Origin of the sequence: Nocardia sp. NPDC049707, from assembly GCF_040674855.1 — a bacterium.
In the GTDB taxonomy this organism is placed as follows: Bacteria; Actinomycetota; Actinomycetes; order Mycobacteriales; family Mycobacteriaceae; genus Nocardia.
In genome coordinates this window covers 147,922-169,605 of the sequence record NZ_JBFANN010000010.1, presented here as the reverse complement: position 1 = coordinate 169,605, position 21,684 = coordinate 147,922, and the positions used below count along the sequence as shown (strand labels likewise).

The window sequence follows — 21,684 nt, the reverse complement described above, 5'->3', positions numbered from 1 at the left end:
GGCGAAGACATGGATCCAGCCTGCTGTGAGTGGATCCCGGTTGCGAAAGGGACGGGGGAGGGTGAGGCAATAGACGTTTGTTCAGTTCGCGCGTCGGTGTGTGCTCGAGACAGGCGAACCGATTGCGGTCGGGCTGTCCGGGTATGTTGGGCGCATGAGCGGCGTCTCCCGGCGATCGCTGGGTCGAGCGGCAGCCACGACGGTAGTCGCGGGGGCCATGGCCGCGTATGGCGGGCCTTCCTCGTCGAGCGGGCCCGCCGTCGGGCCGGATGTCGGAATGGTGCTGTCGCACGAGCAATTTCCGACGTCTGTGCTGGTCGATCAGGCACAGCGGGCAGAGGCGGCCGGCTTTCGATACGTGTGGGCCAGTGATCATCTGCAGCCGTGGCAGGATGACCAGGGCCATGCGATGTCGCCGTGGCTGACGCTGGCGTTGGTGGGCGAGCGCACCACGCGACTGTCCTTCGGAACCGGCGTCACCTGCCCGATATATCGGCACCACCCGACCGATGTCGCACAGGCTTTCGCCTCGTTGGCGGTGCTGGCGCCCGGGCGGGTATTTCTCGGGGTGGGTACCGGGGAGCGGCTCAACGAACAGGCCGGGACAGGAGAATTCGGTGCCTATCGTGAGCGGCACGACCGCCTGGTGGAAGCCATTGAATTGATGCGACAGCTGTGGGCCGGTGGACGGATCTCCTTCCGCGGCAAATACTTTCGGACCGAACAGCTGAAGCTCTACGACCTGCCCGCTACGCCGCCACCGATCTACGTCGCGGCGAGCGGTCCGCGCAGTGCGCGCCTGGCCGGACAGTACGGTGACGGCTGGATCAGCCAGCCTGCCGGGGTGATGGACCCGATGCTGTCGGCCGCCTTCGCCGCGGGTGCGCAGGCATCGGGCCGCGACCCAGCGCGAATGGGCAAGCGGGTCGAATTGTTTGCGGTGGTCGGCGACCGCGATGAGGTGGACTCGGCCGCACAGCTGTGGCGGTTCGGGCCGTCCGCATCAGCCATCGATCAACCCGATCCGGTCGCGATCGAGCGAGCCGCCGCGGCAACGCCGCTCGAGCAGGTCACCTCGACGTGGGCCACCGGTACCGATCCGGCGCCGCACGTGGCGGCGGCACAGCGTGTGCTGGATTCCGGCGCGACGCCGTTTCTGCACTTCCCGCAGCACGATCCGGTCGCCGCGATCGGCTTCTATCGCGATCACGTACTACCCGCACTGCACTGATTTCACTGTCCACGGCAGTCGGGCGACAGGCTCTGCGCCCGGCCCCGCACCAGGAACTCCGCCAACGCCTGCGACACCACCAGCACCCCCCGCTGACGGCCGGTCTCCGACACGTGGTCCTGGGCATTGACGCGGGTTCGGGTGATCTCGCATGGTTGACAAGCATGAGCACTGCCGACTTCACCTCTGTCGGAGGCGGGCACGGCGGCTACAACCCCGACCACGAATTCTTCGGCCACTACCAATCCATCTGACCCGGAGACGGAGTAACGCGATGGTCCCACGTATCACGATAGAGCCCGTCATCGAGCACGAATACCGCGTCCGCATCGATGACGAGCACGGTGACACCGTCGAATCCGAGATCATCGTCGCGCCCGACGTCCTCACCGACCTCGGATTCACCTCGGCCGACGAACGTCGCGTCGTGCAACACACCGCGGCGTTCCTCATCGAACGCCAACCCGTCATCGACTTCCCGGCGCTGGTCTACCTCGACGAAGTCGCCGCCGCCTACGACGACTACCCCGAACAACTACACCACCGGCTCAGCTGACACCACCCAGACGCCCGCGCCCGCATGAATTGACGGGCGGATGCGCGGAATATGGATCTGGAAAGGGTGCGGCTATCCCGCCTGCGGGATGGCGACGGTCGGGTCGGTCAGTGCGTCGACGAGAGGGGTCAGTCGCCGAAGTTCTTCCAGGTGTGTGGCGCTGAGCAGGGCGAGGGTTTGTTTGCCTGCCTCGGTCAGGGTGAGGCGGACGACGCGGCGGTCCTTGCCCTCTTCCCGGTTGCGGGCGACGAGCCCGAGTTGCTCGGTGCGATCGATCAGCTGCACCACGCTGTGGTGCCGGGTGCTCAAATATTCCGCGATTTCGCCGATGCTGGGCCCGCCCGGGTCGAGATGGCCTCGGATCGCCAGTAGCAGTTGGTGCTGAGCGCCGGTGAGTCCGACGTCCGCCGCTTGGTGCTCACTCCAGCGCAGGAACCGGCGCAGTCCGGTGCGGAACGCCAACAGTTTCGAGTACTCCTGGTCGGTGAGTACAAGCGATGACATCGACTCATATGTCATAACGTGATAATATCATGCTATGACATATGAATCGGCGGTTGATTCGGACCGGTTCCGCCTCCTGTCGTAGCCGATCTCAGCCATCCGGTTCGAGTGCCTTCAATGCGCGTCCGAAGGGTGGTGGAAGATATGGCTAGTGAAGCCATGAATATGAGCCTGCATCCCGATATCGTGGAGTTGCGGGCCAAGCATGAGAAGTATGAACTCGCCGCGATGGAACCGGTCGCCCAAGCGGTCACCGGCCTGATGTTCCTGACCGGGCTCTACATCGCGATCTCCGCGTGGGTTGTCGGATTCAACCGGTTCCCGACCTTGACCGCGAACAACGTGATCGTCGGGATCGCCCTGGCGGTGCTGGCACTGGGGTTCGCCTCGATGTACGGGCGGGTTCACGGCATCGTCTGGACCGCTCCGCTGATCGGCGTGTGGATGATCATCAGTCCCTGGGTCGTCAGCGGCGATGTCGCCCATACCGCGACGATCTGGAGCAACGTGGTGGCCGGTGCGCTGGCCTTGCTGCTCGGGCTGGGCTCGATGGCGCTCGGCATGCGCCGGACCCGTTGAGCGCGAACGGCCTTCCATAGTGCGAGCCGGGCTATCACCAGGTTCGGCTCGCACCTCACACTCACGCGGATGACGCAATCGTCTCCTGCGGCGAAGTCAACCTGGATACCGGCCGGTTGAAACAGGCCGGGCGGTGACCCGGCATCGCTCTGATCGATGTCGTCGTGGGCACGCCGGTCGGGCTGCTCCTCCGCGGACAACGAAGTCCAGAAAGAGGCGATGACAATGATGTCAGCTACCAGCCGGCCCACGACCCTACCGCCGCTGAAAGCCCTGCACACCGGGTCCGGCGAACCCCTTCTGCTGCTGCACGGGTTCATGATGTCCCCACGCTGCTGGGCGCCGGTCGCGGCGCGGCTGTCGGGCACGTGCGAGGTGTTCGCTCCGGCTTTGATGGGGCATTGGGGCGGACCCGAGCTGCGGGGCGGATACCTGGATGTGACGGCGCTGGCCGACGAGATCGAAAACCAGCTCGATGAATTGGGTTGGCGCACTTGCCATATCGCTGGCAATTCGCTCGGTGCCTGGGTCGGTTTCGAACTGGCCGGCCGGGGCCGCGCTCGCACCCGCACTGCGATCGCGCCGGCCGGCGGCTGGCGTTGCCCGTCGCTGCTGCAACTGCGGGTGGGGCTGAAGTTCCTGGCGCTGGTGCCGGTCGTGCAGCTCGGCAAGCGCCTCGGGCCGGCGCTGCGATTCAGCGCTCCCGCCCGCCGGCTCGCGAAGCTGGCGCTGAGCGGCGATTCCTCGACGGTCCCGGCCCCCGCGGTGACCACGGCGATCACCGCGGCGCTGCACTGCTCAGCCATGCTGCCGTTGCTGCTCGGCGGCCTGCGCATGCCCGGACCGGATCACCTGTCGACGCTGAAAACCCCGGTACGGCTGCTGATCTGCGAATGCGACCGGGTGACACCCCACCGTGCCTACGCCCAACGTTTCCTGCGCGAGCTGCCCGACTCGGCCGACCGCATTCTGGTGCACGGCGCCGGACACGTCCCCATGCTGGAGGCGCCCGACCGCATCGCTGCCCTGATCGCCGAGCACGTCCACGCCGGCGTGTATCAGCGTGCCGGGTGAAGCGGTAGCCGCGGAGCATGACCCATTCATTCGGTAAGAGTCAACACCTGCGTGGGCGTGGAACGCGCTGCGTTGGGGTGGCAGGCTGGCTGTGTGGTTTCTTTGACGCTTACTGCCATCGAGCAGGCCCTGCGTGGTAGCTGGGCTGCTGACACGTGTTCGCCCGACGATATGGCCAGGGCGGCATGGGAGTTCAGTAATCCGGCGTGGGGGCATTGCGATATCACCGCACTGGTCGTGCATGACGTGTTCGGCGGTGATCTCATGCTCGGCGAGGTGTATTTGGACGGTGAGCAGCGTGGTTATCACTGGTGGAACCGGCTGCCGGACGGGGTGGAAGTCGACCTGACCTTGGACCAGTTCAGGCTCGGGGAAACCGTCACGAATCGCCGGATTGTGCCGCGGCCTCCGGGGCCGCTACGGCGCAGGGCCGAAGAGTACGACTTGCTGCGCCGTCGTGTCGCCGACCGCATCGGCGTTGCATGGCCTCCGTCCGAGTGCTGAGGAGTGCCGCGTAGCGGCTCGAGCGGCGGTGGACTCCGGAAGTCGGTAGGGCTGCGTGGTTTTCAGCATGGCGTAGCGGACGGCGCATCGGCGTCGGGCCGGGCAGATGAGAGCGGCGTTGTGTTTCTTGCCTCATCGCGGTGAGGTCGGCCCGGAACGCCGATGTCTATCGCCTGATCAAGTCAGCAACGCTCACGGAGAGTTCTGTCGCCATGACGTATACGGCTCGAACTCGTATGGCTGGTCAGTGCAGTATTCCGGCGGACTTCGCTGCGCGCAGCCAGTCGGGAAATTCATCGAGAAGCCGGTCGTATAGATCGGTGTCTGTCAGGATGTCGATGTCGTCGACGGCAAAGAAGCCGGCGTTGTCGACGCGGCGCCCGGCCATTGTGTCCAGATTGTGCAGCAGCCCGTAGTCGGCGTGGCCGAGGCCGATGAACTGCCAGAACGCGGGAAGTGCGGAGGCTTCACGCATCAGTGCAGTGATCTTGGCTCGCTCTCGGAACCCGCCGTCGGTGAAGAACAACACCAGGGTTGGTTCGGTGTGCCGGGTCAGGGAGGCGATGATCTCACGCATGATCGGGAGCTCGTTGTTGGAGCCGCCGATCTCTGCGTAGTCGATGCCGCCATGGCGGCCACGGATGTGTAGGTACTCCGCGGCCCATTCCTCAGCTCGGTCCACGGTGATGTCGGGCAGTTCGGCGTAGTCGGCGGCGTAGAGGTAGGGCCTGAGGCGGCCGTCGACATCGAGCTGGACGGCGACCGGGATCATACGTTCGACGACGCGCTGGATGGTTCCGCTGTTATAGAGGTGTCGCATGCTGCCCGTCTTGTCGATCACGAGGACAACCCGGGCACGAATGCTGCGAACGCCCTTGCCGAGTAGTACTTTGGCTACTTGTCGTTTCCGGAGGTCGAGCTTCTCGCGCTTCTCCAGCGACAGCTTCTGTTCCCCATGGGCGGTGCGTATGTCGGCTGCGGTGGCAGGTTGTTGTGTTGTGTGCGTTGGCCAGCTCGAAGGGGACGCCGCCGAGGAGTCGTCGTTCACGACGACTCCGTGATCGGTCAGCAATTCTGCGAGGCCACCCGCATACCCTTGACCGACAGCTCGGACCTTCCAGTTGCCCGAACGGCGGTACATCTCGACGGCGACAACGTTGGTCTCGCTGCCGAGGCCCTCCATCCGGTATTCGTAGATCCTGTTTCCGGCGGTGTCGATCACTGCTGCGATAGGGGCAGGGAGCTGACCGAATGTCGTGTTCGGTGCGTCGAGAGCGACCACCGCACGGATCTGGGTGATATCGGCCGGCACCGCGGTGAGCGAGACCGCCAGCACGCCTGGCCGTCCGTCGGAGCCGGGTTGCAGTCGGACTCCGGGCCCGGACAGTTGGTTGAAGAACACGAAGTCGGCATCCGAGCGGACCGTACTCTTGTCCGTGACCAGCAACGCGGCCAGATCTGCCGCTGCGGCGACTTCGACCGAGATCGACAAGTCGGTGAGGGGGAGGGGGCCATTCTGGCCTTTGGTCAGTTGTGCCGTCGCCATGGGTGTCCTTCGCCTGGAAAGTGTGTCGCTCGAGGGGCAATCGTCGTAACCATGCGATCTGTTGCCGGTCCGAGCTAGAGGTGGGCATAGTCGATGGCCTGCCGAGGATGTGGTCGGCATGTTTGCATGTGCAGGCGCGTGTAGTTGCTGTTGATGTCGGTCAACTCGTCGGACGCGACGGTTTGTCGCCGCGCTCGATCGCCGCGCTCGATCGCCGCGCTCGATCGCGCACCATCAACGGCAAGCAGACCTGACAGACCTCGGCGGTCTCACGCAGATGAGATGTTCTGACTCGCATCACTCTTCGAACCCGGTTGCCCTGTCTCACACGCTGTGCGTGGCCAGTGCATAAATTGACACCCCCGTCATTTCGTGGATAGCCTCACTTCTGCGCAGTGACTCTGAGCGTCGGCGTGATCAGCCGTCACAACCATATTCCTGTGCAGCCGTTCACTGTTCGTGTCCGCGCGTATCCACGCGGCGCCGACAACCGGAGGTGCGTCATGGGCGTCGAGGTCGGGCTCGCGAGTGTGGCCGAGCCGCCTGGCTCACAGTGGATTCGGCAGGATGCTTCGTTGCCTCTGCCCGCCGGGGAGGTCAGCGGGCTACTCGTGCGCAGCGAACGCGTCCGCGAGATCATGCCCGCCCTGCCCGAGTAACCGACCACGCGAGATGGACGAATCGAACGACGTGCCCGCGTCGGTCTGCCGTCGCACCGGGATGAGCCCGACACCGGCGTCCTCGTCCGCACTGTCGGCCCGGTGCGGGTTCCGCTGATGTTCCTGGCCCCGGAACTCGTCGTCGGCGCAACGATGGGCCGTGCCGTGCGGCCTGAGAGTGACGGTCCCTCTACGTCAACAACATCGATCCCGGCACCCGGGCCATGGACGCGACACCGTCCGCGCGTGGATTACGCAGCCGGATCTACCGTGACCGACGACACTGACCGTGTCGGACCGCAACAGCTGTATCCAACTGCGCCACAAGTACATACGACACCTGCATCGGAGCTGCCGAACCCGCCCAATGAATCCGCATTTCGTCCGCGCATCCGAAATCAGAAGGGACCCTCGATGACATCCGTGACACCAACTGAGCGAAGTTGGGGCCAGCTTTCCGAGCCGATCCACACCGACGCCGCAGGCGCGGGCGACCCGGTCTGGAAGGACAATGCCTACTTCTCGTTCTGGGACCCCGCCGCACAGGTATTCGGCACAGTGCACGTCTCGACCTCACCGAACGCGCCGAGTGCCCGCCGCGCCCGCTTCAGCATCTCGGTGGCAGGTCGGGTCACCGAGGTGATCGAACCGCTGGGGGAGGGCACATTCAGCAGCGGCAGCCTCCATTTCGGTCTCGACGGCCGGGTCCGGGTCGATCACCCGAGCGTTCAGGCCGAACTCGTCAACGCTCCGCTGTTCGTCGCCGCCGACTACGGCACGAACAATGTCATTCCGCCGCTGGTGCCCGGCCAACCGCTCCAGCACTTCCAGCAGGCATGCACCGTCGTAGGCAGCGTGACGGTCGACGGGACGACGGTCGCCGTCACAGGTCACGGTATGCGCGACCGCACCTGGGGCTTCCGTGACGAATCGTCGCAGTGGGTCGAGTTCGCCGCGCTGTTCATGGTCGACGAGTCGACCTTCATCTCCGCGATGAAGTTCCGCGGTGCCGATGACGCGCTGACCGCCGATGGTTTCGTCATCGACAGCACGCGTTCGACACAGATCACCGGCATCACCTTCGCGCGTGATGCGGCTGCCCAATACCGCTGGGCCCGACTCGAACTCGCCGACAACAGCACCCGTGTGGTGTCGATTCGCTCCCGCCTCGGCGGCTTCTGGGTACCGGCGGGCCCTGCCGAGACCGATGGACCGGCCTTGGGGGTCTATGACGACTTCATGATGCTGGACAGCGAAGGGCGTTGCGGCGAAGGAATTTTCGAGCAGGCCATCTTGCACCGGGTCGCTTAGCAGCTGTTGTCGAGAGAAAGCAGACACACCATGCCACATGTCCTGCGCATCCTTCAGGCCGCTCGACTCAAGGGGCGCCCGACCGAGGCCGATCTGGCTACCGCGGTGGGCCTTGCCGAGGCTGAAATCGCTGCTGTATTGGAGCAACTCGTCAGCGGGGGCGAGCTCGCTCAGGTGGGAGTACGCGTCAAACTCACCCCTGCGGGTCGGGCCCGGCTCGACACATTGCTGGCAGCCGAGCGCGCCACCATCGACCATGAGCTGTTGCGACAGCGCTACCTCGATTTCGACGAGTTCAATACGGAATTCAAGCAGCTGGTCAGCGATTGGCAGCTCATCGAAGGAGTGCGCCCGAACGACCACACCGACGCCGAGTACGACGCCCGCATCGTGGCGCGGCTGGCGGATCTGCACGTGCGCTTCGCCCCGCTGGTCGGGGAACTCGTACGACTCGCGCCACGGCTCACGGCATACCCGAACCGGTTCGCCTCGGCGGTGGCGAAGGTCCAGTCCGGTGAACCGACCTGGTTCGCGCGGCCGCTCATCGACAGCTACCACACGGTCTGGTTCGAACTACACGAGGAACTGATCGGCCTGGCCGGCCTGTCCCGCGCGCAGGAAGCGGCGGCGGGGAGGGCGGAATGACCTCGACAGCAGACGACCTCTCGTCGATTCTGATCCTCGACGCCGTCACCACCGCGGATCGGGACCTGCTCGGCGGCAAGGCATGGAGTATCCAACGGATGATGGCGCTCGGGATCCCCGTCCCCCCCGCTTTCGTCATCACCACCGATGTCTGCCGTCGCATGCACAGCACCGGCGAGACACTGCCCGCCGACGTCTGGCGTGATGTGCCCGCAGCCGTGGCGGAACTGGAAGCGGTCACCGCCCGCCGGTTCGGAGCCGCCCCGCGCCCACTGCTGGTCTCGGTGCGCTCGGGCGCCGCGACCAGCATGCCGGGGATGATGGACACGGTTCTCAATCTGGGCATGACCGACGAGGTCGAGCAGGCACTGGCCGAACAGGCAGGCGACACCGCCGCATTCGCCGCCGACACCCGTCGGCGATTTCGCGAGCAGTTCGAGAAAGTTGTCGGTTGCCCCCCGCCATCGGATCCGTGGGAGCAGTTGCGCCTCGCGGTGGTCGCAGTACTCGATTCGTGGAACTCGCCGCGCGCGATCAGCTATCGCGAGAGCCGCGGGCTGCCGCACGACGGCGGCACCGCGGTGACCGTGCAGGCCATGGTCTTCGGCAATCTCGACGACAGCTCGGGCACCGGCGTGCTGTTCACCCGTGACCCACTCACCGGCGGCGCCGAAGCCTACGGTGAGTGGTTGCCACGCGGCCAGGGCGAGGACGTGGTGTCCGGACGCGCCGACGCCCTTGCCCTAGCCGAGCTGGCTGCCACGATGCCAGGAGTCCACGCCGATCTGCTTGCCGCGGCTGCTCGGCTGGAGACAGACAGCCGTGACGTGCAGGATATCGAGTTCACCGTGGAGAGCGGCACCTTGTGGCTGCTGCAGGCGCGAGTCGCGAAACGATCCCCTGAGGCCGTGATCCGCCATGCGGTAATGCTTCGGCAGGAAGGTCTGATCACCGACGCCGAGGCGCTCGACCGGGTACAGCCCGAGCATGTTAGGACCTTGCTCACCGCTCATCTCGACCAAGCCGACGTGGCCGCGACCGCAGCGGTGGCGACCGGGAAACCGGCCTGCCCAGGCATTGCCACCGGCATCGTCGTCACCGATGCCGACGATGCCGAGGAACGCGCCGACCGGGGCGAAGCGGTGATCCTCGCCCGGCCGACCACCGATCCCGATGATGTGGCGGCGATGTCCGTCGCCGTCGCGGTGATCACCGAACTCGGGGGCTCGACATCGCACGCGGCGGTGGTCTGCCGGGAAATGGCCATCCCGTGTGTAGTCGGTTGCGGCACAGGGACACTCATGGCGCTGGCCGGGCGGACAGTCACCGTCGACGCGTCGACCGGCACGGTGTATCCCGGCGAGATCACCGTTGTGCCCGCCAGCACGGTCGACGATCCCGATCTTGCGCTGCTCGCCCAATGGGCACGCGCGGAATTCCCCGATAGCGCACCGGGTTCGCTACCCGAGCTGCTCCAACGACGCAAGATGGAGAAAATCCGATGAGCAGCCGCGAAACCGTCGAGGAAACGCTCGACAACACAACGATCGATCCGGCGGTCACCTGGACGACCGGCAATGTCGCGGAGGCATTCCCCGGCGTCTTCACCACACTCGGCTTCACCTTCATCAACGCGCCGGTGGAGTTGGCGACCCGCACGACGTTCCTGAATTTGGGTGTCCTCAAACGGAAGCAGGTCTATCTCCCCGACCAACCGGAGGACATGTTCTGGACGTTGTTCGCCGGGCGGGCCGCGGCGAATATCGACAAGTTCCGCGAGATCGCGAATATCACGCCCGGCACATCGGCGACCGCGGTCGAACAGCAGCTGTTCGGCTACGTCCGGCCGGAGACCGTCGACGCGAACAGCGCACGCCGCTATCCGGTCATTGCCGTCAAGGCGCCGGGAGCCGTACTTCGGCTGCCCAAGCGGCACGATGCCGAATTCGCCGAGCTGCGCCGATGGCGGCTGGCGCACCTCGACGGCATCGACGCACTCGACCATGTCGGGTGCGTCGAGCTGCTGGCCGACGCACAGCGGCGCTTCCAACGCATGTTGACCATGCACATGCTCGTCGCATTCGTCAGCTCCGGGCTGGCGGATCGGGTGACCGACATGTTGACCGGTCTCGACTTGTCCGATCTCGGGCCCGCACTGTTGTCCGGGGTCGGGACGGACGAAAGCGACGTCGCGCACGACCTGTGGGCACTGGCCCACGACGACATCAGCCTGCGCGAGTTCACCGATCGGCACGGTTACCACGGCAACAATGAGGGGCAGTTGTCCGGCGTGACCTGGCGTGAGGACCCGACCCCGGTGCTCAACCGGCTCGTCGACTACCGCGCTATCGCCGCCGACAGCCCACGGGCGCCGCGCAATCGGAGCCAAGAGCAAGTCGAGACGCGGCAACGCGCCCTGGCCGAGCTCCAGTCGGCCCTGCCCCGACGCAAGCGCCGCGCCGCTGCCTGGACTGTGCGTATGGCCAGTCGCTGGATCGCCCTTCGCGAGCAGGGCAAGGCCGGCTACCTGCTCACCTTCGATGTCGCGAGGGCCGTCATGCGCAGACAAGGCGCCCTGCTGGTCGATGCGGGCGTGATCGACCGTGTCGACGATGTCTTCCACCTGTCGTACGACGAAGTGTGCGGCGGCATCACGGGTGATCGGCGCGCCCTGGTCGCCGAACGACAGGCTCACTATGACGAGCGGTGCACCTACCGGTTGCCGCAAGCATGGGCGGGCGTGCCAGCACTGACCACAGTGGGCGAGTCCGATGCGCCCGCACTGGACGTCTCCAGTGTCATCACGGGCGTGGCCGCCAGCGGTGGTGTGGTGGAAGGCCGCGCCCGGGTGGTCCGCGATCCATCGACCACCGAGCTCGACGACGGCGACATCCTCGTCTGTGAGACGACCGACCCGAGCTGGGTGTCGTTGTTCCTTGTCGCGGCCGGGGTCGTCACCGATTACGGCGGCCTGCTCAGCCATGGCCCGATCGTGGCACGTGAACTCGGTATCCCGTGTGTCTGCGGAACCGAGAACGGTAGCTACCGGATCCGCGACGGTCAGCACATCCGCTTGGACGGTGATGCGGGCACCATCACTGTGCTCGGGTGACTCGTATGGCGCGGTAGAAATCGATTCGATCAGGCGTCGTGTCTGCCCCGTTGATCTACGAGGCAGGCACGATATCCACCTTGCGCGCTCCTACCAGAGGGTGCCGTGCAGCAGGCCTGCGAATTGCTCGACCATCGGCTCTAGTTGATCGTGCGTTCCGACGAATCCCGCGTACATGCTCATCCCCCATATCACCGCGACCAGCATTTCGGTGACGGCTGTGATATCGACGTCCTGGCGGATGGTCGCGTCCGCCACGGCGGCTTCCAATGACGACCGGATGAAGCTACGCACATAGTTGAGCTGTCCCTCGGCCCATCCACCGAACTCCGGGTTGCGAAGCGCATCGAACAGTGAAGCTGCCAGGAACCGCACGTAGGTGCGGTCCTCGGAATCCACCTGCATGGCGGTGCGCAGAAAGGTGGCCATCCTCTCGGCGAGATCCGCTTTCGCCTCGGCCTCGGCGATGCCTGCCGTGAGCACGCTGCCCTTGTCCGCTTCGAACAGCGTCCGGTAGAGCTCGTCTTTGCCCCGGAAGTAGTGGTTGACATTGGTGCGCGTGACATCGGCACGCGCCGCGATATCTGTGAATGTCGCACGGTCGTAACCGACTTCACTGAACAGTTCACGCGCTGCCCGCAGAATGCGATCTCTGGTATTCGCTCCGTCGGATCCGGCAGGGCGCCCTCGACCTCGTCGAGGCTCTCCTGCCAGGTCAGTCACAACCGCGCTACCTCTCGTCCACCGACATTGCGATCTCGTCGCCGACCGCCACCCCGCGCCCGCCGAAACGGACAGCATCGGACCGAGTCTAGCTCGATCTTTCTCGGGGTCCGTGAGCCAGCCTGCGCGCTTCGAATCGGGTGTTTCGGCGTGGTCTGCCGCAAGGTGTAACGGGCAGGTGCCGGTTCCACCTCCGGACCAGAATGGGGTTCGGCAGGGCAGCCGTCGCGGCGGCTCATACACACGCGGAACAACCGAATGCGAGACGCGACGCGGGATCATCCGTTGCCCGAAAGTGCACTCGCGCAGGTAATCTCGGCGCTTCTGCGAGCTGAGCAGAAGCCGAGCCGACTCGTGGAATCAGCGGATCGACGGGTATAGGGGTATCGTCGTCGTCCAATCATGTTGGGGAACAAAGCACATCGAGATTTTCGATGGATAGCGCCGGAGGGCGCGGATCCGGCCGAGGCGTTCGTCGAGTATCCAGATTTCGCCGGTCGCCGCCGCGGAGCCAGCCCGGTCAGGAGAACCGATCGAGTACGAAGTGATGCACCGATGCAGCCCATCCATGGCCTGATGTCCAGCAAGAACACCACCTAAGCCGTGATGCATAGTTCGCAGTACGTCATAACCGTCTGGAGTCCCATTCTTGAGTACCTCCCGGTCCGAAGCGCCCACCCCGTCCTGCCCAGCCTTTCCCGGCTCGCCCTTCGATTCCGACGGCCCACGGATGCCGCTGTTCGCGCCGGAGTTCGACGCTGATCCCCATGGCTACTACCACGAAATGCGCAAGCAGTACCCGTCTTTGATGCCGGTGGAACTGGCGCCGGGCGTTCCCGCCACGTTGGTGATCGATTACAAGACCGCGGTGCGGATACTCCACGATCCCGAGCATTTCTCCGCTGATCCGCGCACCTGGCAGAAGGGCATCGCCGCTGACTGCCCTGTCCTCCCGATGATGCAGTGGCGGCCGATGGCGACCAGGTCCGAAGGTGCGGACGCTGCCCGCTACCGGCAGGCTACGACCGAGAGCGTCGGTGAGGTCGATCTCTATGCTCTGCGTGCAACCGTGGAGGAGATTGCCATCTCGCTGATCAACTCCTTCTGCGGGGACGGCAGAGCCGATCTGATCAGCCAGTACACGTTCCCACTGGTATTCGGAGTTCTCAATGTCCTGTTCGGCTGCCCACCGAAGATCGGGCAGCGGATGGCCGCCGGTATGGCTTCGATCGTAGAGGGGGTCGACGCCGACAACGGCAACAAGCTGATCAGTGAAGCAATGTTGGAGTTGGTGAGCCTCAAACGGACCAAACCCGGCAAAGACGTCACCTCGGCACTGCTACGGCATCCAGCCGAACTCGACGATCTCGAGATGGTCCACCAGTTGGCAAGCCAATACGGCGCGGGGATCGAGTTCCAACAGAACTTGATCGTCAACACTTTGCTGCGCATCCTCACCGACGACCGTTTGGGCGGAAGCGTCCTCGGCGGGAGCTTGTCCACCCGCGAGGCCTTGGACGACGTCTTGTTCAACGATCCTCCGCTGGCGAACTATCTGCTCACCTACCCCCGTCAGCCGATCCTCATCGATGGCGTCTGGCTGCCGGCACATCAGCCGGTCGTCATCAGCATTGCCGCCTGCAACAACGATCCCGCGGTCCGAAGCGATAATCGCACCGGCAATCGCTCACATCTGGCGTTCGGCCTCGGCCCACGCACCTGCCCCGCGCAATCCATGGCGTACCTGATCGCACAAGACGCCATCGATCAGCTCCTCGATGCACTGCCCGATATCCGTCTGACCGAACCCCCGACCTGGCGGCCCGGTCCCTTCCATCGGTCACTGACGTCTCTGCCGGTCGAGTTCCCCCCTTCCGCTCCGCTGCACGTGTCCTGAGAAGGTGCGGTGAGCGTGCCCCACATGTGGTGTTCCTGCTGGCGATCGCCGGGGGCTTGATCGACGCCGGGCTGGAGCGGCGGCTGTTCGCGCCCGATGCATGGTCGCAGGCGCTTGCGCATCTCGGCAACGGGCTCCGCTTGCTCATCTCTGGCGTCCGTTCGAGGCTGAACGCGAATTCCGCTGTGCTCTTCAGGTTTTCGTGACACTGGGAACCATCGGGCGATCGTGACGATCTTGGATGAGCTCGCCGTCGTCGCCGACGGGCGTGGTGATCAGATCGGCGCGCTCGCTGTGATCGACGAGGCCGTAGCTCTGAACGCGACGCGGGCGGGCGGCGGACACGGCCGATCTATCATCGTCGCGGTGACATTCTCGCCAACGGCGAGGGCGCGCAGCGGGATTCGGCCGGTGCCGGCGAGGCCAATGTGCGCGCCACTGACCTGTCAGAGCGCGAGTCGACGGAATTCTGAAGGCCTGCGCAGAATTCGACTTCGATGTCGACCGGGCCACCGGCCAGCGACGGCTCGGCGGCCCAACCTCGGTGTTTCCGCGCTAGCGTGTCGTGAGGCCCGCCGCCAGTTTCTCGATGGCGTCGATTTCGCGGATGCCCGGATCGAGTTCCGAACCGGTCATGACGACGTAGCGCTTGCCCTGGACGGCGCGCATGCGGGCGGTGGCCGGGTTCGATTCGAGGAACTGCTTTTTGGTCTCGAGGGCGTCGCCGTCGACGCGCTTGCGGCTGAGGTCGGCGAGGACGAGGACGTCGGGGTCGCTGGCGACGACTGCTTCCCAGCTGATCTCGGGCCAGTCCGCACGGGTGTCGGCGAAGACGTTGCGTGCCCCGACCTCGCGGGCATACAGGCCTGGCGCAGAGCAACATCCGGCCATGTAGGGCGTCTTGATGCCGGAGAACCAGAACGCCACCGTCGGCTCGCCAGGGCTGTCGGTGCGCGCCGTGACCGCCTGGAGCCGGCCCTTCAGCTGGTCGACCAGTTGGGTGCCGCGGTCCTGGACGTCGAAGATCCGCGCGAGTTCGGTGATCTCCTGGAACAGCGTGTCGATACCCAGTGATGCTGTGCGAGTGACGGTCTCGCCGTCGACGGTCGCTCCGGTGCACACCGACGGCGACTGGTAGGTCGGGATGCCGAGTTGGGCGAATCGGGACCGTTCGGCGACGACGGCAGGGGTGAAGGTGTGTGCGCTGGCCGAGGTGACGAGGTCGGGTTCGGTGTCGAGCACCGTTTCCAGTGCGGGGTCGTTGTCGGCGAGGCGGGGGACCTTCGCGTTGTCGGCTGCCAGCACGGGCAGGACCGGGTCGAACCAGGTCGAGGCGCCGACCATCCGGTCGGCCAGGCCCAACGACAGCAGGATTTCGGTGGATGCCTGGTAGAGCGAGACGGCCCGTGTGGGGGCTTTGTCGAAGGTGACCTTGACGCCGCAGTTGTCGAGGGTGAGCGGGTAACTTGTGCGGCCGGGGGTGTCATGGGCCGAACCGTGGTCGTCGGAAGTCCCGGCGGGCGAGCCGCAGGCGCTGGCTGCGATGAGAAGGGTGCTGATCAGGCCGAACGCGGCCACTGTTCGCAACGATCCAGTCGTTGTCTTCATGATGTGCAACGTCATCAACCTCGGAGTCGCTCGAGACCGAACCGGACGGTGGGTGGACGTCTGGCCAGGGCCGGGTTCGGAGTCGGCCTCGGCGGACGGTGTGAGCGCAACGGTGGCTCACTCACGGGGGACGGAACGACACGATGGGATATCCGTGATCGGGGTCGGTACCGATCTGGGCTCGCACCTGATACACCTGCTCAACCATCTCGGCGGTGATCACCTCGGCGGGCGAGCCGAAATCGACGATGCGACCCCGGTCCAGGATCAGCAGCCGGTCGCAGAACATCGCGGCCAGGTTGAGGTCGTGCAGCGCGATGTAGCAGGTCACCGGCAGCGCGGTCACCAGGGCGAGGAGATCGAGCTGGTGTCGGATATCGAGGTGGTTCGTCGGTTCGTCCAGCAGTAGCTCACGCGGCTGCTGGGCCAGCGCCCGGGCGATCTGCGTGCGCTGACGCTCACCACCGGAGAGCGTGTGCCAGCGATTCTGTGCCTTGTCGGTCATCGCGGTGTGCGCCAACGCTTTCCGCACAGCCTCGGCGTCGGCCTCGGCGTCCCCGCCGAACACCCCGCGATGGGGAATACGTCCCAGCGACACCACGTCCTCGACAGTGATGTCGACTTCGGTGTCCGCGTGCTGATCGACGACCGCTACCCGGCGCGCGATCCGGTTGCGGCGCCACCCGCTGATGTCGGCGCCGTCGAGCAGCACCCGACCGCTGTCGGGCCGGCCGATACCGCTGAGCAAACGCAGCAGCGAGGATTTGCCCGACCCGTTGGGGCCGAGCACGCCGATGGTCTCGCCCGTGTCGGGCTCGACGGTGACGTCGTCCAGTATCAGGTTCCCGCCCCGGGTCCAGCTCAGGTCCTCCGCGCGCAAGGTCATACCATCGCTCGATTCCGTAGCAGCAGTGCGATGAACGCCGGAACACCGATCAGCGCGGTCGCGACCCCGACGGGAACTTCGGTGGGCGCGAACACGGTTCGCGCGGCGACGTCGACCCAGACCGTGAAGATCGCGCCTGCCAGCACCGTCACCGGGAGCAACCGGCTGTGTCGCGGCCCGACGACGAGACGTGCCGCATGCGGCAGCACCAACCCGACGAATCCGATCGCACCGGCCGCGCTCACCAGAGCGGCGGTGATCAACGCGGTGACCGCGAGCAACAGCGCCCGCGTCGCCCGTACCGGGACGCCCAGCGCCGCCGCCGAGGACGCGCCGAAAGTGAATGCGTCCAGCGCCGCGGCGCGGCTCAGGCAGATCGCAAGGCCCGCACCGGTGATCGACCCACACACGATAACGTCGGACCAGTCCGCGCCCGAGAGCGAACCGAGCAGCCAGAACAGCACACCCCGGGTCTGTTCGGCGTCGGCGCTCGACACCACGATGAACGAGGTGAGCGCGGAGAACAGCTGCGTCGCCGCGACACCGGCCAGGACGATGCGGGCGGTGCCACCACCGACAGCGGCCGCGAGGACAAGCACCAGCGCAAACGCCGCGATCGCCCCGCCGAAAGCGCCCGCGGCCAGCGATATCGCTCCGCCGCCGATACCGAGGACTGCCACCAGCACTGCGCCGGTCGACGCGCCGGAGGAGATACCGAGCACGAACGGGTCGGCGAGCGGATTGCGCAGCACCGACTGCATGATCGCGCCACACAGCGCCAGCCCGGCGCCGCAGATCGCCGCGAGCAGGGTGCGGGGCAGCCGCAACTCCCACACGATGCCGTCTTTGATCCGGCTGACGTCCGCCGCACCGAATCCGAGATGTTCGCCAACGACCGCGTAGACCTCGCCCACCGACAGGTTGGCCGGACCGATGGTCAGTGCGATCGCGATCGAGGCCACCAGCACCGCGAGCCCGGCCGCCGACATGATGGCCACCGCCGGTCCGCTGCGCCGGGCGATGGTCCCGGTCAGCGGACCGGTCCCCACTGCGCCAGTGCCGCCGCCACCTTCTCCACCCCGTCCACGGTGCGCAGCGACGGATTCATGTCGGCGCCGTTCACCACGACGAACCGGTTCTCCCGCACGGCGGCCATCCGCTGGGTGACCGGATGTGACTGCAGGAAGGCGATCTTGCTGTCGAGGGCGTCACCGTCGATCGTGCGCCTGCTCAGATCGGCGAGCACCAGCGCGTACGGATCACGGTCGGCGACACTTTCCCAGCTGACCTGCGGCCATTCGTCAGTGGTGTCGGCGAAGACGTTGCTCGCACCGATCGCGCTCGCGATGATGCCCGACGAACCGCAGCACCCGGCCATATACGGCGTGCGGATGTCGGAGAACCAGAACGCCAAGCTCACCCCGGCGTTCTTGGTGGCGGTGGTGGCGGCGTCGAGGCGTCGCTGCAACGACGCGATCAGCGTTTCGCCGCGATCCTTCACATCGAAGATCGTGGCCAGCTGGCGGATCTCGGTGTAGACCGAGTCGATACGCAGCGGTTCGGTGCGCCCACCATCTGCGTTCACACTCGAGGTTCGGCCTTCACAATCGGTCGGTGACAGATAGTTCGGCACCCCGAGCTGGTCGAACCGATCGCGGTCGGCCACACCACCGGTACCCAACGTGCCGCCGAAAGAGGCAGAGACGAAATCGGGCTCGGCGTCGAGTACGACCTCGAGCGACGGCTTGTTGTCGGCCAGTCGCGGCACCTTCGCATTGGCTTCGGCGAGATCCGCGCGCACCGGGTCGGTCCAGGTCGCGGTGCCGACCATCCGATCGGCCAAGCCCAGCGACAGCAGAATCTCCGTCGATCCCTGGTTGAGCGACACCGCCCGTCGCGGAGGAGCATCGACGGTGACCGCCCGCCCACAATTCTGGATCGTCAGGGGAAACCCGGCCCCGGACGCAGTGGAGGCGCCTGTGGTTTCGCCATGGTCGGCGCACCCGGCGAGGCTCACCATGCCGGTGAGCGCGAACAGGGCACCGAGGTGCCGGAATACCGAACGCATCGGCGTGAACTCCTTGATCAGGGCTCAGCCGCGGAGCCATGAAAACTGGTACCACGATCGCCGAGTAGTCGGGCTCCGACCCGAATCGAGCCGTTACCGTTGCGCGTCAGCCCCGGATTTACACCGGTGTTCCCTCGACGACCGCTGCGCAGATGCTACCGGGTGGGAGGAGGGGGGAGTTTGGCAGCCGTCATGGCGTCCGCGGACTTTGTGCGCGATGCCTCCGAATGTCAGCCAGATTGCTGTCAAGAACAGCGAACTTGGCCAGAGGATCCACCAGCGATGAAGTCAACAGCGTGCCCTCGATCGCAGGTGCGTGGTTTCGGTACAAAATGCTCGTGACGTGACGTTTTCTATCATGAGTATGGGGAATCCGTTCGGCCACAGCGAATTTCACTTGCACAACCTGGCGAAATCCGGCCCCGAAAAGCGCGAGGCTGCCCATCGGCCGCCTTCGCTCCCTCCAGCCCGATCTGATCGCTCTCGCCGACCGGATGTGCGCCACGGCGAGGCCGTACCGGCTAATCGCGGAAACGCTCGCGTCAGCCGCGCGACGCTGTATTGCTCTCTGGCCGAGAAGGACTGACTCGGCCATACCGCGTGGCTCTTGGCGCTGTCATGTGGTTTCGTTCCACCTCGGGAACCGTCGCGTCGCCCGTTTCTCGGGACGGCCATGGTCGCCTGACATCCAACTACCACCTTCCCCCCAAGCATTGAGGAGAACTCCGACCCAACGTCCGTCGGCATCGATCAGGCAGTGCTCTTCGGCGTCGCCGCGACAGATCGCCTCGACGAGTCTCAGTGCGGGCACCGGCTGACTGGTGTCCTCGGCGACATAGTCGGTGACGATGTTGAAACACCATCCGGTTTCTATTCGGGCGGCCTCATCGTCGAACCGGGTGACCGCGATCCTGCCCGTCTTGTCGCCAGGCGGTATCGCGCGTGCTGTCAGCAGCACCAGGGACTCATGGAGGAAAGTGTCGGCGTCGTACTTCACTGCCAGATCGCACAGCGCCACAACGAATTCGTCCCAGCCCCCTGCTCGCTCATCATTGGTCGCTCCTTATCAGCCGCAGGGGTTGATGACGGTACCCGAGTATTGCCAGGCCACGAAACTGCTTGCACACCAATCATTTACGGCAATGACCGTGCGTACCGAATGGTTGCGCCCCGATACGGCGCGTCGGCATCACACTCCATCAGACTTTCTCGTCGCCGCCTGCATCTCATTGCGGGTTGCTCGAGCTGAAGTCGGACCGTCGAGACCACTCGCATCTGCGACCGTCACCAGCCCCGTGTCAGGTCAGCCCGTTGTCAATCCCCGCGTTGAAACTCTCACCGCGAGTATTCAATTCGATTGCTTCGACTGTTCACACTACGCAGCCAGATATGAAACCTTCGGCCTTTCACCGACGCATCGCCCCCGGAGTGGGCGGACAATTGGCTACTTGGTGTGTACGTAGGTGGTCAAGGTTTCGCGCATATCTGCCGCGACGGCAGAGTCGGGGAAATTCTGGCTCAGCAATCCCTCGAGTTGGTTCAGGCGTTTTCGCACCCAAGAGAAATGCGCTGATATGGGGCTCTCCAGCACTGGTGTCACGGCAGCCAACGATGCATCCAGGTCACCTAACCGTGCGTTCGCGGACGCAAGGTAGATCTGACTCAGCATCTCGTCACCCGGTGAGCGCTGAACTTGCCAAGCATCAATGGCGCGCTCGGAGGCTTTGACCGACTTCCGCTGAATCCTCTGGTCATCGGCCCACATCAGCGAAAACCCCCGGTAATAGATCTGTTTCGCTGGGGAGAACGTAAACAGCCCCGGAATCTCATCCGGTCCCGCCGCATCACGCGCCCGATCGGCTTCGTCCAGCAGTTCAAGCGCCCGCGCCGAGTCACCCAAGTTCGCAACCGACGCGGCCAGCCCACACAGCAGGCGCGCTTCAGCGGTCCCCGTCGAACCGGTCACGTACCGCAACCCATCGGTCGCAGAATCGCGAGCCGATTCGAAATCTTTGACGAACCTGAACGCCAGCGCCTGCGTGCCACGTGCCCAAGCCCGTAACTGGTCATGGTCGGCCCGGTCTCCCAGTTCGAACGACGCTTGCGCGTGAATTCGTGCTGTATCCGCTTGCCCAAGATCAAGCGTGAGATAGGAGAGCACGCCGCAAACGCGACCGAGAGCTACATACAGTTCACGTATTTCTTCGGGCCGATGTGCGCCAGCACGAATGCGACGCATCAACTCCGATCGAATCGCCATCGCCCGCGACAGCGTCTTGTCGTATGACTCGAACCGTGCTCGGCGCGCAACGTCGATGATTCCGTCTTGCATGTCGTCGAGCGGGGCGGCATCGGGAGCGGAAAGCAGCGCCTCAGACTCGCGTCGAGATTGCTCCAACATTCGCAACGTGTCATCCCGGCGCGCGTTGTCCCGCTGGTCGTCATCCCATGCGGCCAGCAGCTCCCCGTGCGCGTCCAACGCACGGTCTACTCGCTCAGCCCATCCCCGATCTTTCGGCCAACGCCGACCGGCCTCGATGTTCGCGAGATGCGACCACGCACAGTAAGTCAGCCCAGCGAGGTCGCGCAGACTCAACCCGCGGTCGTCGCGCAACCGCCGCAGTACTCGGCCCGTCCGTTGAGGTTCCATCCCCAGCAATCCTGTTACCCCCGTGTCCATCACACACCCGCCCGCGCGTATTCAGATCCGAGAAGTGCTGTTTGAAAACAGCGTAGACCTGCACAACCGGACACAGCCGTGTTGATCTGGAATAGCGCCCG

22 protein-coding genes and 1 riboswitch are annotated in these 21,684 nt (G+C 65.2%); of the genes, 12 read left to right on the top strand and 10 right to left on the bottom strand.

The features are described from left to right. Positions 1-154 precede the first annotated feature (154 nt). Together AB0J29_RS12750 and AB0J29_RS12745 are read left to right on the top strand one after the other, a co-directional pair. Positions 155-1,231, top strand: a complete 1,077-nt coding sequence (locus AB0J29_RS12750; protein WP_364783805.1) for a F420-dependent hydroxymycolic acid dehydrogenase — start codon at positions 155-157, stop codon at positions 1,229-1,231. Positions 1,232-1,505: 274 nt separating this feature from the next. Then, entirely contained in the window at positions 1,506-1,787 is a 282-nt protein-coding gene (locus AB0J29_RS12745) for a hypothetical protein (RefSeq protein ID WP_364783802.1), read from the top strand. Positions 1,788-1,859: 72 nt separating this feature from the next. On the opposite strand, the gene AB0J29_RS12740 is transcribed toward AB0J29_RS12745, so the two are convergent. Next, complete coding sequence (locus tag AB0J29_RS12740) at positions 1,860-2,306, bottom strand: MarR family transcriptional regulator (RefSeq protein ID WP_364783799.1); 447 nt, start codon at positions 2,304-2,306, stop codon at positions 1,860-1,862. A gap of 129 nt (positions 2,307-2,435) precedes the next feature. Between AB0J29_RS12740 and AB0J29_RS12735 the strand changes: the two genes are divergently transcribed. The 3 genes from AB0J29_RS12735 to AB0J29_RS12725 all read left to right on the top strand — a co-directional run bounded on the left by AB0J29_RS12735 (position 2,436) and on the right by AB0J29_RS12725 (position 4,448). After that, the gene (locus AB0J29_RS12735) at positions 2,436-2,870 is read left to right on the top strand and encodes an SPW repeat protein (RefSeq protein ID WP_364783796.1); all 435 of its coding nucleotides are present in this window, start codon (positions 2,436-2,438) and stop codon (positions 2,868-2,870) included. 156 nt (positions 2,871-3,026) lie between these two features. Further along, the gene (locus tag AB0J29_RS12730; protein WP_364783793.1) at positions 3,027-3,944 is read left to right on the top strand and encodes an alpha/beta hydrolase; all 918 of its coding nucleotides are present in this window, start codon (positions 3,027-3,029) and stop codon (positions 3,942-3,944) included. A gap of 93 nt (positions 3,945-4,037) precedes the next feature. Next, positions 4,038-4,448, top strand: coding sequence for a hypothetical protein (locus AB0J29_RS12725; protein ID WP_364783790.1), 411 nt, complete (start codon positions 4,038-4,040; stop codon positions 4,446-4,448). A 244-nt stretch (positions 4,449-4,692) separates the two neighbouring features. Here AB0J29_RS12725 and AB0J29_RS12720 read toward each other — a convergent pair whose 3' ends face one another. Then, positions 4,693-5,994, bottom strand: coding sequence for a VWA domain-containing protein (locus AB0J29_RS12720; protein ID WP_364783787.1), 1,302 nt, complete (start codon positions 5,992-5,994; stop codon positions 4,693-4,695). Between the two features lie 503 nt (positions 5,995-6,497). Between AB0J29_RS12720 and AB0J29_RS12715 the strand changes: the two genes are divergently transcribed. From AB0J29_RS12715 to AB0J29_RS12695, 5 genes are all read left to right on the top strand, one after another. After that, entirely contained in the window at positions 6,498-6,653 is a 156-nt protein-coding gene (locus tag AB0J29_RS12715; protein WP_364783784.1) for a hypothetical protein, read from the top strand. A 414-nt stretch (positions 6,654-7,067) separates the two neighbouring features. Continuing rightward, positions 7,068-7,964, top strand: coding sequence for a hypothetical protein (locus AB0J29_RS12710; RefSeq protein ID WP_364783781.1), 897 nt, complete (start codon positions 7,068-7,070; stop codon positions 7,962-7,964). A 30-nt stretch (positions 7,965-7,994) separates the two neighbouring features. Further along, a complete protein-coding gene (locus AB0J29_RS12705) occupies positions 7,995-8,609 on the top strand; it encodes a MarR family transcriptional regulator (protein WP_364783778.1) in 615 nt (204 codons plus the stop codon). Next, entirely contained in the window at positions 8,606-10,114 is a 1,509-nt protein-coding gene (locus AB0J29_RS12700; RefSeq protein WP_364783775.1) for a pyruvate, phosphate dikinase, read from the top strand. Before AB0J29_RS12705 ends, AB0J29_RS12700 begins: the two co-directional genes overlap by 4 nt. Further along, positions 10,111-11,721 (top strand): PEP-utilizing enzyme, encoded by a 1,611-nt coding sequence (locus AB0J29_RS12695; protein WP_364783772.1) that lies wholly within the window; start codon positions 10,111-10,113, stop codon positions 11,719-11,721. Before AB0J29_RS12700 ends, AB0J29_RS12695 begins: the two co-directional genes overlap by 4 nt. Positions 11,722-11,811: 90 nt before the next feature. Here AB0J29_RS12695 and AB0J29_RS12690 read toward each other — a convergent pair whose 3' ends face one another. Beyond that, on the bottom strand, positions 11,812-12,444 hold the full coding sequence (locus tag AB0J29_RS12690; protein WP_364783769.1) for a TetR/AcrR family transcriptional regulator: 633 nt from the start codon (positions 12,442-12,444) through the stop codon (positions 11,812-11,814). A 649-nt stretch (positions 12,445-13,093) separates the two neighbouring features. On the opposite strand from AB0J29_RS12690, the gene AB0J29_RS12685 reads away from it, so the two are divergent. Beyond that, on the top strand, positions 13,094-14,341 hold the full coding sequence (locus tag AB0J29_RS12685) for a cytochrome P450 (protein WP_364783766.1): 1,248 nt from the start codon (positions 13,094-13,096) through the stop codon (positions 14,339-14,341). 26 nt (positions 14,342-14,367) lie between these two features. After that, a complete protein-coding gene (locus tag AB0J29_RS12680; RefSeq protein WP_364783763.1) occupies positions 14,368-14,547 on the top strand; it encodes a hypothetical protein in 180 nt (59 codons plus the stop codon). Here AB0J29_RS12680 and AB0J29_RS12675 read toward each other — a convergent pair. The 7 genes from AB0J29_RS12675 to AB0J29_RS12645 form a co-directional block, all read right to left on the bottom strand. Next, a complete protein-coding gene (locus AB0J29_RS12675) occupies positions 14,534-14,686 on the bottom strand; it encodes a hypothetical protein (RefSeq protein WP_364783760.1) in 153 nt (50 codons plus the stop codon). The two genes, AB0J29_RS12680 and AB0J29_RS12675, sit on opposite strands and share 14 nt — an antisense overlap. Positions 14,687-14,896: 210 nt before the next feature. After that, positions 14,897-15,949 carry an ABC transporter substrate-binding protein gene (locus tag AB0J29_RS12670; protein ID WP_364783756.1) on the bottom strand — a complete coding sequence of 351 codons (1,053 nt, stop codon included), beginning with the start codon at positions 15,947-15,949 and terminating at the stop codon, positions 14,897-14,899. Between the two features lie 121 nt (positions 15,950-16,070). After that, entirely contained in the window at positions 16,071-16,835 is a 765-nt protein-coding gene (locus AB0J29_RS12665) for an ABC transporter ATP-binding protein (protein ID WP_364783754.1), read from the bottom strand. Then, positions 16,832-17,824, bottom strand: a complete 993-nt coding sequence (locus AB0J29_RS12660; RefSeq protein WP_364783849.1) for an iron chelate uptake ABC transporter family permease subunit — start codon at positions 17,822-17,824, stop codon at positions 16,832-16,834. Before AB0J29_RS12660 ends, AB0J29_RS12665 begins: the two co-directional genes overlap by 4 nt. Positions 17,825-17,865: 41 nt before the next feature. Then, complete coding sequence (locus AB0J29_RS12655) at positions 17,866-18,903, bottom strand: ABC transporter substrate-binding protein (protein WP_364783752.1); 1,038 nt, start codon at positions 18,901-18,903, stop codon at positions 17,866-17,868. A gap of 64 nt (positions 18,904-18,967) precedes the next feature. After that, positions 18,968-19,036: riboswitch (cobalamin riboswitch) on the bottom strand. Positions 19,037-19,519: 483 nt separating this feature from the next. Next, the gene (locus AB0J29_RS12650) at positions 19,520-19,900 is read right to left on the bottom strand and encodes a hypothetical protein (RefSeq protein WP_364783749.1); all 381 of its coding nucleotides are present in this window, start codon (positions 19,898-19,900) and stop codon (positions 19,520-19,522) included. Between the two features lie 447 nt (positions 19,901-20,347). Next, positions 20,348-21,553 carry a helix-turn-helix domain-containing protein gene (locus tag AB0J29_RS12645; RefSeq protein ID WP_364783746.1) on the bottom strand — a complete coding sequence of 402 codons (1,206 nt, stop codon included), beginning with the start codon at positions 21,551-21,553 and terminating at the stop codon, positions 20,348-20,350. Positions 21,554-21,684: the final 131 nt, after the last annotated feature.